Origin of the sequence: Streptomyces sp. SID11385 (assembly GCF_010548245.1) — a bacterium.
Classification (GTDB): Bacteria; Actinomycetota; Actinomycetes; order Streptomycetales; family Streptomycetaceae; genus Streptomyces.
In genome coordinates this window covers 1-10,165 of the sequence record NZ_JAAGLR010000214.1, presented here as the reverse complement: position 1 = coordinate 10,165, position 10,165 = coordinate 1, and the positions used below count along the sequence as shown (strand labels likewise).

At 72.8% G+C, this 10,165-nt stretch carries 12 protein-coding genes; 6 read left to right on the top strand and 6 right to left on the bottom strand.

The genetic code is table 11. The annotated features are described in order from the left end of the window. Positions 1-30 precede the first annotated feature (30 nt). The 4 genes from G3I42_RS06625 to G3I42_RS06610 form a co-directional block, all read right to left on the bottom strand. Entirely contained in the window at positions 31-291 is a 261-nt protein-coding gene (locus G3I42_RS06625; protein WP_164283268.1) for a type B 50S ribosomal protein L31, read from the bottom strand. A gap of 85 nt (positions 292-376) precedes the next feature. Continuing rightward, positions 377-886 (bottom strand): DUF5709 domain-containing protein, encoded by a 510-nt coding sequence (locus G3I42_RS06620; RefSeq protein ID WP_164283266.1) that lies wholly within the window; start codon positions 884-886, stop codon positions 377-379. Positions 887-1,311: 425 nt separating this feature from the next. Beyond that, entirely contained in the window at positions 1,312-1,869 is a 558-nt protein-coding gene (locus tag G3I42_RS06615; RefSeq protein ID WP_164283264.1) for a hypothetical protein, read from the bottom strand. Positions 1,870-2,016: 147 nt separating this feature from the next. After that, the gene (locus G3I42_RS06610) at positions 2,017-3,246 is read right to left on the bottom strand and encodes an acyl-CoA dehydrogenase family protein (protein WP_164283263.1); all 1,230 of its coding nucleotides are present in this window, start codon (positions 3,244-3,246) and stop codon (positions 2,017-2,019) included. 198 nt (positions 3,247-3,444) lie between these two features. Between G3I42_RS06610 and G3I42_RS06605 the strand changes: the two genes are divergently transcribed. Further along, positions 3,445-4,122: a TetR/AcrR family transcriptional regulator gene (locus tag G3I42_RS06605; protein WP_164283261.1), complete on the top strand. Its 678-nt coding sequence runs from the start codon at positions 3,445-3,447 to the stop codon at positions 4,120-4,122. Positions 4,123-4,129: 7 nt separating this feature from the next. On the opposite strand, the gene def is transcribed toward G3I42_RS06605, so the two are convergent. Next, complete coding sequence (def, locus tag G3I42_RS06600; RefSeq protein WP_164283259.1) at positions 4,130-4,681, bottom strand: peptide deformylase; 552 nt, start codon at positions 4,679-4,681, stop codon at positions 4,130-4,132. A gap of 212 nt (positions 4,682-4,893) precedes the next feature. Between def and G3I42_RS06595 the strand changes: the two genes are divergently transcribed. From G3I42_RS06595 to G3I42_RS36865, 5 genes are all read left to right on the top strand, one after another. Next, positions 4,894-6,132: a MurT ligase domain-containing protein gene (locus tag G3I42_RS06595; RefSeq protein ID WP_164283257.1), complete on the top strand. Its 1,239-nt coding sequence runs from the start codon at positions 4,894-4,896 to the stop codon at positions 6,130-6,132. Positions 6,133-6,158: 26 nt separating this feature from the next. Further along, positions 6,159-6,887, top strand: a complete 729-nt coding sequence (locus G3I42_RS06590; protein WP_164283255.1) for a glutamine amidotransferase — start codon at positions 6,159-6,161, stop codon at positions 6,885-6,887. Between the two features lie 224 nt (positions 6,888-7,111). Continuing rightward, a complete protein-coding gene (locus tag G3I42_RS06585; RefSeq protein ID WP_164283253.1) occupies positions 7,112-8,134 on the top strand; it encodes a 6-phosphofructokinase in 1,023 nt (340 codons plus the stop codon). A gap of 117 nt (positions 8,135-8,251) precedes the next feature. Further along, positions 8,252-9,199, top strand: coding sequence for a cytochrome c oxidase assembly protein (locus tag G3I42_RS06580; RefSeq protein ID WP_164283251.1), 948 nt, complete (start codon positions 8,252-8,254; stop codon positions 9,197-9,199). Positions 9,200-9,567: 368 nt separating this feature from the next. Continuing rightward, the gene (locus G3I42_RS36865; RefSeq protein WP_007829792.1) at positions 9,568-9,723 is read left to right on the top strand and encodes a hypothetical protein; all 156 of its coding nucleotides are present in this window, start codon (positions 9,568-9,570) and stop codon (positions 9,721-9,723) included. 132 nt (positions 9,724-9,855) lie between these two features. On the opposite strand, the gene G3I42_RS06575 is transcribed toward G3I42_RS36865, so the two are convergent. Then, positions 9,856-10,165: SSI family serine proteinase inhibitor (locus G3I42_RS06575; protein WP_239096297.1), on the bottom strand; the 310-nt coding region annotated here is incomplete at its 5' end.

Genomic DNA, 10,165 nt, shown 5'->3' with positions numbered 1-10,165 from the left:
GGCCCGCGCGCGGTGCCGCGCGGCCGGTGCTCAGCGGGCGCCGCCGCCCTCGCCGCCGTACCGCTTCTGGAACTTGGCGACCTGCCCCTCGCTGTCCACGACCCGCGCCTTGCCGGTGTAGAAGGGGTGGCTCTCGGAGGAGATCTCGACATCGACGACGGGGTAGGTCTCGCCGTCGTCCCACTCGACCGTCTCGCCGCTGGTCGCGGTGGAGCGGGTGAGGAAGGCGTATCCCGCGGCCCGGTCGCGGAAGACGACGGGGTGGTAGTCGGGCTGCTTGTCCTTCTGCATCGCTGCGGCTCCTTACGGGGAAGGCCGTCGGGGTTCGGGGGCGGGAAGGTGGCCCGGGACGCGCGGGCCGCCCGCAACGGCCGTCTCAGGGAAGGTCGTTGATGTCCTCGTCGATGGGGAGGTCGTTCTCGTCGTCCTCCACGACGTGCACGGCGGCCTCCTCCGCGGAGGCCGCGGCGCCGTCGATGCCGACGTCCGAGGCGACCAGGTCCTTCTCGGTGTCGGGCCCCAGACCCTCGTCCGGCGCGACGAGACGGCCGGAGCGGTCCTCGCCCACCTCGTCGTCGCGCAGCTCCCCGTCCGTGTCGAGCGCGTCGCCGAGGCCGTCGCCCTGCGGGTCGCCGATGTCGGGCAGTTCCTCGGAGAGGCGCTGGTCGAGCGACTCGCCCTCCTCGCTCTCGGCGAGCGTGGTGCCGTCCTTGTCCACCGCCAGCGGGCGCTCCGGCGGCGAGTAGCCCTCGTCGAGGGGGTCGTCCACGTCGGGGTCGAGAAGTGTGTCCTCGTAGTCGAGCTGAACGGCCTCGTCCTCGCCCGGTTCCTCGGTCGCCTCGGGCTGGTAGACGTCGTCGCCACGGCTTGTGTCATCGCTGTCCACGAGTGGTTCCTCCCGGTCATCGGTGCACGCCGCGCGGCGCCTCCCGGCCCAGCGTGGGGCGCCGCGTGGGCGCGGGCCACCGCGCGTGGGCCGAACGGGTGAGGCCGCGCGACTCGTACGGGAGCCCCCGTACCCCGCGCACGGCCGCGCACGCACGCCGGACCTGGTGTGCGAGCACGGACACGGAGCGTCACGCGCGACGCTCCGCGCGGCAAAAGCGGACGGCGCGCGGCGTGCGGGGCCGGAAAGGGCGCGGGAACAGGGGTCGATGCTTTAGCGTTCACCCCTGTGGGAGGCGAGGCGCGAATCCCCCCCTCGCTGCCCCTCCCACCGCGGCCCCTGCCGGTCCCCCCGTCCGGCAGGGGTCGCCCTTTGCCCGGGCCCGCTCCGGCCGCGCGGACACCACGGGCCCCGGGTGAGGCCCCTCAGGCCCCGAAGTCCCGCACCTTGAGTTTCGCCCTCCGGCCGTCCGGGTGGTGCCACACGATGCCCTCGTACGGGCGTGCCGTGACCCACGCCCGCAGACCGGCGAAGTCGCGGGGCGCCGCCGCGAAGTCGGCCGCGACCTCGGGGGCCGCCCAGCCGTGCCGCAGCAGCGTGTGGCGCGCGACACTCTCGGGGTTCCCGTTGATCCTGGGCCCGACCAGCTCGTACGTACCGGGCGCGAAGTCCTCGCCGCCCGCGAGCGCCTCCGTGTGGAAGCGCAGGAACGTCGAGCCGCCCATGGGTTCCCAGCCCATCGCCTTGCCCGTGACGGGGTCGGTGCTGAGCGCGAGGTAACCGGGTGGGGCGGCCCGTCCGGGCCGTACCTCCCTGCGGGCCCACCACTTTCCCGCCTCGTCGCGCAGGACGCAGGTGCCGTCGTACTTGCGGGTCGCGACGCCCTCGCCCTCCGTGACCCACGCGCACTCCGGCGCGACCTCGGGCAGCAGCCGCTTGCGGTTCTCCGGGTCGCGGAGGAAAAGGGTCGGGATCTTGTGCACGCGGGACTCCGGGGGGGCGGCGGGGGCACGAGCGCGCCCCGGCACGGGCCGATCCCGTGCCGGGGCGATGCTGTCAGCCGGGGCGCACGCCCCGCCACGCATTTCCGCCGCCGGGCCCGCCGTCGAGCGGGCACGCGCGACGGCGTGTCAGCGGATCGGCACTCCCGCGAGCGTGCGCGCGATGACGAGCCGCTGGATCTCGCTCGTTCCCTCGAAGATCGTGTAGATCGCGCTGTCCCGGTGCATCCGCTCCACCGGGTACTCGCGCGTGTAGCCGTTGCCGCCGAAGATCTGGATCGCCTGCGCCGTGACCTGCTTCGCCGTCTCGCTCGCGTAGAGCTTGGACATCGAGCCCTCGGCCGACGTGAAGGGCTTGCCCGTCGTGGCCATCCAGGAGGCGCGCCACACGAGGAGCCGCGCGGCGTCGATACGGGTGCGCATGTCGGCGAGCTGGAAGGCGATGCCCTGGTTGTCGATGATGGGGCGGCCGAACTGGGTGCGCGTCCTGGCGTACTCCAGGGCCTCTTCGTACGCGGCACGGGCGGTGCCCACCGCCATCGCGCCGACCGCCGGGCGGGACGCCTCGAAGGTCGCCATCGCCGCGTTCTTGATCCGCTCGCCGCCCTGCGCCTTCGCCCGCTCGCGGGCGCGCGCGAGGCGCTGGTCGAGCTTCTCCTTGCCGCCGAGCAGGCAGTGCCCGGGCACGCGCACGTCTTCCAGGACGACCTCGGCGGTGTGCGAGGCGCGGATGCCGTGCTTCTTGAACTTCTGGCCCTGCGCGAGGCCCTTCGTGCCGGGCGGGACGATGAAGGAGGCGTGGCCCTTGGAGCCCAGTGCGGGGTCCACGACCGCGACCACGACGTGCACGTTGGCTATCCCGCCGTTGGTCGCCCACGTCTTGGTGCCGTTCAGCACCCACTCGTCCTTCGCCTCGTCGTAGACCGCGCGGGTGCGCATCCCCGCGACGTCCGAGCCCGCGTCGGGCTCCGAGGAGCAGAAGGCCGCGACCTTGACGTCGTCGGGCGTCCCGTACATCTGCGGGACCCACGTGCCGATCTGCTCCTCGGTGCCGTTGGCGAGCACGCCGACCGCGGCGAGGCCCGTGCCGACGATCGAGAGGCCGATGCCCGCGTCGCCCCAGAACAGTTCCTCCATCGTCATCGGGATGCCGAGCCCGGTCGGGTCGAAGAACTGCTGGGCGTAGAAGTCCAGCGAGTAGATGCCGAGTTTGGCCGCCTCCTGGATCACCGGCCAGGGCGTCTCCTCGCGCTCGTCCCACTCGGCGGCCGCGGGCCGGATGACGTCGGCGGCGAAGCCGTGCAGCCAGTCGCGGATCTCCCGCTGTTCCTCGTTGAGATCCATCGTGAACTCGGCCATGACCGGCCCCTCCCGCGTGGCGAATGCTGTTACCTCAAGTAACCCGAGTCTGTTACCGGCTGGTAGAGCATGTCAACCGCCTCCCTCGCCCCCGACGGGCCGCTCGCGCGGGTGTTACGTTGCGCGGTGCGCGGGGCCGTCACGCCTGGTCCGGCGCGCGAAGACGGCACGCAGAAGGCACGGGCGGGGAGATTCGTTGTGGAGAGCACGGACACGAAGGGCCGTGCCGCGCGGCAGCGTACGGCACAGCAGCGGACGGCGGCGCTGCGCCGGCGCGAACTCCTGGAGGCCGCCGAGCGCGTGGTGCTGCGCGAGGGGCCCGGCGCCTCGATGAACGCGATCGCCGCCGAGGCGGGGATCACCAAGCCGATCCTGTACCGGCACTTCGGCGACAAGGGCGGCCTGTACCGCGCCCTCGCGACGCGGCACACCGACGCCCTGCTCGCCTCGCTGCGCCAGGCGCTCGACGCACCGGCCGCGACACGCAGGGAGCGCGTGCGCCGCACGCTCGACACCTACCTCGCGGCGATCGAGGCCAGACCGCAGGTCTACCGCTTCCTCATGCACCCGGCCGAGGACTCCCCCACGCCCGAGGGCGCGGGCTTCGACGTCGGCCGTCACTCCGCTCCGCTCCTGCGCCGCCTCGGCGAGGAGCTGGCCGAGGTCATCGCCGAACGCGTCGACCCGGGCCCCGGCGGCACCCGCAGGGCGCGCGCGTGGGGCCACGGCATCGTCGGCATGATGCACGCGGCGGGCGACTGGTGGCTCGCCGAACGGCCCTGCGCGCGCGAGGAACTGGTGGAGGACCTGACGGAGCTGCTGTGGGGGATGCTGGGCCGGGTCCCCGACCGGGACGAGGACAGCCCGCGTTTCTGACCCCCCGCTACAGCCCCGCCGCCTTCCCCCACCTCGTGCGCCCCGCCTCGCGCAGCAGCTTGCGGTGGCGGCGGGCGTCGAGGCGGTCCACGTAGAGGCCGCCCTCCAGGTGGTCGTACTCGTGCTGGAGGCAGCGGGCGAAGAAGCCCGTGCCCTCGATCCGGCGGCGCGCCCCGTCCGCCGTACGGCCTTCGACGACCGCGCGGTCGAAGCGCGGGGTGCCCGCTTCGAGGCCCGGCAGCGAGAGGCAGCCCTCCGGACCGCGCACGACCGGTCCGTCGACCTCCACGAGGCGGGGGTTGACGAGGTGTCCGAGGTGGCGCCGGTCCTCGTCGTCGGGGCAGTCGTAGACGAAGACCCGTACGCCCTCGCCGATCTGCGGGGCCGCCAGCCCGACCCCCCGGGCGGCGTACATCGTCGCGAAGAGGTCTTCAACGAGCTTTTCCAGCCACGGGCCGGAGTCCCCCGTCTCGCGCGCGGGGGTGGTGAGCACGGGGGCGCCGTAGAGGCTGAGGGGCCGGACCTGTCCGGAACTGCCCGGGATGGGACGTCGTCGCATGACCGGACAGCCTACGGTCCCGCGCTTTTCCCCAGGCAAGGCACGGTGTGCGGTTCAGGCCGCGCGGGGGATCTCGGTAGGCTGCACCCGACGAATGCCTCCCCGCCAGTGTGCGGCGCGCGGGAGGAGCACCGCACCACAGCGCGGGCCGGAGTGGCCCGGGGACGGTCGCGGGCGCCGGACGCGGCGGAAGTGAAGGAGGAGCGAGGACGATGACAGCCAACTCGGAGCCGCTGTCGGCACGGGCCAAACTGGCCGTGACGGCGGGCAAGGCCGCCGCGGCGGTGTCCCGAGCGGCGGGGCGCGGCAGTGGGTCGGTGATCGGCGGCAAGGTGGCTCTCAGGCTGGAGCCGGACCTGCTCGCCCGGCTCGCGACGCACCTCGACGTCGTACTGGTCTCCGCGACCAACGGCAAGACCACCACGACGCGGCTCATCGCCGAGGCCCTGCGCGCCGCGGGCCCCGTGGTCTCCAACGCGCTCGGCGCCAACATGCCCGCGGGGATCACCTCGGCGCTCGCCGGGGGTTCCGACGCGCGCTACGGCGTGATCGAGGTCGACGAGAAGTATTTGGCGGGTGTCGCGCGGGACGTCGAGCCCAAGGCGATCGCGCTGCTGAACCTCTCGCGCGACCAGCTCGACCGCGCCGCTGAGACCCGCATGCTCGCCGAGCGCTGGCGCGAGGGGCTCGCGGGCAGCAAGGCAGTCGTGGTCGCCAACGCGGACGACCCGCTCGTCGTGTGGGCGGCCTCCTCGTCGCCGCACGTCATCTGGGTGGCGGCCGGGCAGGAGTGGAAGGACGACGCCTGGTCGTGCCCCTCCTGCGGTGGCGTCATGCAGCGCCCGGGCGACGACTGGTTCTGCGGCGAGTGCGGTTTCCGCCGTCCCGCCGCGAGCTGGGCGCTCTCCGGGGAGCACGTCCTCGACCCGCACGGCTCGGCCTGGCCGATCCACCTCCAGCTCCCGGGCCGCGCCAACCGCGCCAACGCCGCGACCTCCGCCGCCGTCGCCGCGGTCTTCGGGGTGCCGCCGCAGGTCGCCCTGGAGCGCATGTGGCAGGTGCAGGCGGTCGCCGGACGCTACGACACGGTGCAGTTCCAGGGCCGTGACCTGCGACTGCTGCTCGCGAAGAACCCGGCCGGCTGGCTGGAGACCTTCTCGCTCATCGATCCGCCCCCGACCCCTGTGCTCCTGTCGGTCAACGCGCGCGGCGCGGACGGCACCGACACCTCCTGGCTCTGGGACGTGGACTACACGCGGCTCGCCGGGCATCCCCTCTTCGTCATCGGGGACCGCAAGCTCGACCTGGCGGTCCGTCTCGAAGTGGCCAATCTCGACTTCCGGGTCTGCGACTCCGTGGACGAGGCGGTGCGCATGGCCCCGCCGGGGCGTATCGAGGCGATCGCCAACTACACGGCGTTCCAGGACTTGCGCCGACGCGTGGGGAATTGACCGGACCAGTGAGAAGGGACAGGGATATGAGCGACAACAGTCTTCGTCTGGTCTGGATCTACCCGGACCTGCTGAGCACGTACGGGGACCAGGGCAACGCCCTCGTCGTCGAGCGGCGGGCGCGGCAGCGCGGTCTCGGGGTCACCCGCGTCGACGTGCGCAGTGACCAGCCGGTGCCGACCTCGGGCGACATCTACCTCATCGGCGGCGGCGAGGACCGGCCGCAGCGGCTCGCGGCAGAGCGGCTGCGCCGCGACGGCGGGCTCCAGCGCGCGGTGGGCAACGGGGCGATCGTCTTCTCGGTGTGCGCCGGGTACCAGATCCTCGGGCACGAGTTCGTCAACGACCTCGGGCAGCGGGAGCCGGGGCTCGGGCTGCTCGACGTGGTCTCGGTACGGGGCGAGGGCGAGCGGTGCGTGGGCGACGTGCTCGCCGACATCGACCCCCGCCTCGGCCTCCCGCCGCTGACCGGCTTCGAGAACCACCAGGGCGTGACCCACCTGGGCCCGACCGCGCGGCCCTTCGCGCGGACCCGGCTCGGCAAGGGCAACGGGACCGGGGACGGGACCGAGGGCGCGTTCAACGACACGGTGTTCGGGACGTACATGCACGGGCCCGTGATGGCGCGGAATCCGCAGATCGCGGACCTGCTGCTGAAGCTGGCGCTGGATGTCAACGCGCTGCCTCCGGTGGACGACCGGTGGTACGAGGCGCTGCGGGACGAGCGGATCGCTGCCGCGACCCGGCCGGAGTAGGTCACGTTCGTGCGGGGTTTCGGGGCTCCGCCCCGGACCCCGCTCCTCAAACGCCGGAGGGGCTGAGATGCGACCCGCCGGATTGTGCCTGCGCCGGGCTGTGGGCGGCTGTCCACCACACGGACCGGAGTGGGCCGCGTGACCCACCCGGATTAAGGTGCTGAGCACCGACCGGACGTCGTGGTCCGGTGTCGAATCCAGGTTGCGAAGGTGTGTTCAGGCCCATGCGCATTGGCGTGCTGACGTCCGGTGGGGACTGCCCGGGGCTCAACGCGGTCATCCGCTCCGTCGTTCATCGGGCGGGCGCCCTCGGTGACGAGGTGATCGGTTTCCACGACGGCTGGCGCGGGCTCCTGGAGTGCGACTGGCGGCCCCTCGACCACGACGCCGTCGCCGGCATCCTCGCGCAGGGCGGGACCGTGCTCGGTTCCTCGCGGGTGCAGCCCGCGCACCTGCGCGACGGCGTGGAACGGGCGCGGGCGCACCTCGCGGACCTCGGCCTCGACGCGGTCGTGCCCATCGGTGGCGAGGGCACCCTCAAGGCCGCGAAGCTGCTCTCGGACGCCGGGCTGCCCATCGTCGGCGTGCCCAAGACGATCGACAACGACATCGCGGCGACCGACGTGACCTTCGGTTTCGACACGGCGGTCGGGGTCGCGACGGACGCGCTCGACCGGCTCAAGACGACCGCCGAATCGCACCAGCGGGTCCTCATCGTGGAGGTCATGGGCCGGCACACCGGCTGGATAGCGCTGCACTCCGGGATGGCGGCGGGCGCGCACGCGGTGCTCGTGCCCGAGCGGCCCTTCGACGTCGCCGAGGTCGCCGAGCGGGTCGGGGCGCGCTTCGACGCGGGCAAGCGCTTCGCGATCGTCGTCGTCGCCGAGGGCGCGAAGCCGCTGCCCGGCACGATGAAGTACGAGGACGGCGAGCGCGACATCTACGGGCACGAGCGCTTCTCCGGCGTCGCCCGTCAGCTCTCGCTGGAGCTGGAGGACCGGCTCGGCAAGGAGGCCCGCCCGGTGATCCTCGGGCACGTGCAGCGCGGCGGGACCCCGACCGCGTACGACAGGGTCCTCGCCACGCGCTTCGGCCGCGAGGCCGTCGAGGCCGTGCACCGGGGCGAGTTCGGGCGGATGACGGCGCTGCGCGGCACGGAGATCGTCACGGTGCCGCTCGCCGACGCGGTCGCGACGCTCAAGACGGTGCCCGCGGCGCGGTACGAGGAGTGCGAGACCGTGGTCTGAGCCGGGCCGGTGCCGTACCGGCGCGCCCCCGGCCGGGGTGGGCGACCCGCGCGCGGAAGCGGGGGCCGCCCGTCCTAGTCTGGTGCGGACAACCGGTACGAAATCAGGAGTCTGCGGATGGATCACAGCGGGCACGGCATGATGTCCGATCTGCCGCCGTTCACGCTGGGGCGAGGGCTCGAACCGTCCCCCGACGTGTTCTTCCTCGTCGCCTGCCTGCTGGGGCTCGTGCTCTACGGCTGGGGCGTGGTGCGGCTGCGGCGGCGCGGCGACTCCTGGTCCTGGGGGCGGACGATCCCGTTCGTGCTCGGGGTGCTGACGATCATGCTCGTGATGTGCACGAAGCTGAACGACTACGGCATGGTCATGTTCAGCGTGCACATGGTGCAGCACATGGTGATCAGCATGCTGTCGCCGATCCTGATCCTGATGGGCGCTCCCACGACGCTCGCGCTGCGCGCGCTGCCGGTCGCGGGGCGGGGCCGCAAGGGGCCGCGCGAGTGGCTGCTGTGGCTCCTGCACAGCCGGTACATGCGGGTCATCACCCACCCGCTCTTCACGATCCCGCTCTTCATCGCGAGCCTCTACGCGCTGTACTTCACGCCGCTCTTCGACTTCCTCATGGAGTCGAGCGCCGGGCACCTCGCGATGATGGTGCACTTCCTCGCGGTCGGCATCGTCTTCTTCTGGCCGATCATGGGCGTGGACCCGGGGCCGCACCGGCCCGGCTACCTCATGCGGATGCTGGAGCTCTTCGCGGGCATGCCGTTCCACGCCTTCTTCGGCATCGCGCTCATGATGGCGTCCACGACGATGGTCGACACCTTCGACAACCCGCCCGCCTCGCTCGGCCTCGACCCGCTCTCCGACCAGACCGCGGCGGGCGGCATCGCCTGGGCGTTCAGCGAGGTCCCCTCGGTCGTCGTCCTCCTCGTCCTCCTCGTGCAGTGGTACGGCTCCGAACAGCGCCAGGCCCGCCGCAAGGACCGCGCGGCGGACCGCGACGGTGACGCGGAGCTGAACGCGTACAACGACTACCTGGCATCGCTGCGCACCAGGGGCTGACACCGAGGCCCGCAGGGCCGAGCAGCGTCGGCTGAGCCGAAGGGAGCGCGACGGTGTCGAGGCGCCCGTCGCGCGCAGGTCGCGAGGAACGAGTGACCGAGCACGTCGGGTGACTCGACACCGGCTTGGGCGCTCCCGGAGGCGAAGCCGACGCCATCCAAAGAAGCGCGCGACGGTGTCGAGGCGCCCGTCGCGCGCAGGTCGCGAGGAACGAGTGACCGAGCACGTCGGGTGACTCGACACCGGCTTGGGCGCTCCCGGAGGCGAAGCCGACGCCATAGAGAGGTGGCGTGAGTGCGGCCGTTCGGGTGAGGATGGTGGGACGGGTCTCGTCCCCGGGGCCCGGTGGCCGGAGAGGCGGACTCGGTATGCCTGGCACCACGAAGACCATGGGCGTGTTCACCATCGGCGGGCTGGTGGTGGTCACCGCGTACACCGTGGCCCTCGGCAGCAACGGCTGGCTGTGGTTCGGCTGGGTCGTCCTCGGTCTTCTCACGCTCGCGATGACGATGACCCAGGACTGAGACTCCACGGACCCGACGCGTACGGCGCTTCACGACAGGGGAGGGGCGGCTCCCGGACCGGGGCCGCCCCTCGCTCGCGCACGAGCCCTTCTCCCGTACGGGCCGCGTCCCGGCCCCGTATCGCGATCCCGCTCAGAAGCGGAAGACGTCCCCCGTCTCCTCGCCGAGCACGCACGTGTTCGCGTACGTGCGGTGCCAGGCCGTGGAGCGGCCGAGGTAGTCGCCCGTGACGCTCACCGTGACCGGCTCGTACCGCTTGACGCAGTTGCGGGGCTCGCCTCGGAGCTGGTCGAGGCGGCCGCCCGCGGTGGCGAGCGCGGCGCAGGCACCGGCGGCGTGCGGGTGCGTGCCGCTCGCGGGGCGCGTGGCGCAGTCCAGCGTGACGCCCCTGATCCACGTGGCGTCGTCGGCGGAGACGCTGAGGAAGAGGCCGCGCGCGGGC

Bases quoted from the DNA above. Each gene is read 5' to 3' on its own strand.
- G3I42_RS36865 (WP_007829792.1), top strand. From the start codon at position 9,568: ATGCCTGGCACCACGAAGACCATGGGCGTGTTCACCATCGGCGGGCTG.
- G3I42_RS06625 (WP_164283268.1), bottom strand. From the start codon at position 291: ATGCAGAAGGACAAGCAGCCCGACTACCACCCCGTCGTCTTCCGCGAC.
- def (WP_164283259.1), bottom strand. From the start codon at position 4,681: ATGCGACGACGTCCCATCCCGGGCAGTTCCGGACAGGTCCGGCCCCTC.
- G3I42_RS06580 (WP_164283251.1), top strand. From the start codon at position 8,252: ATGGATCACAGCGGGCACGGCATGATGTCCGATCTGCCGCCGTTCACG.
- G3I42_RS06595 (WP_164283257.1), top strand. From the start codon at position 4,894: ATGACAGCCAACTCGGAGCCGCTGTCGGCACGGGCCAAACTGGCCGTG.
- G3I42_RS06585 (WP_164283253.1), top strand. From the start codon at position 7,112: ATGCGCATTGGCGTGCTGACGTCCGGTGGGGACTGCCCGGGGCTCAAC.
- G3I42_RS06590 (WP_164283255.1), top strand. From the start codon at position 6,159: ATGAGCGACAACAGTCTTCGTCTGGTCTGGATCTACCCGGACCTGCTG.
- G3I42_RS06610 (WP_164283263.1), bottom strand. From the start codon at position 3,246: ATGGCCGAGTTCACGATGGATCTCAACGAGGAACAGCGGGAGATCCGC.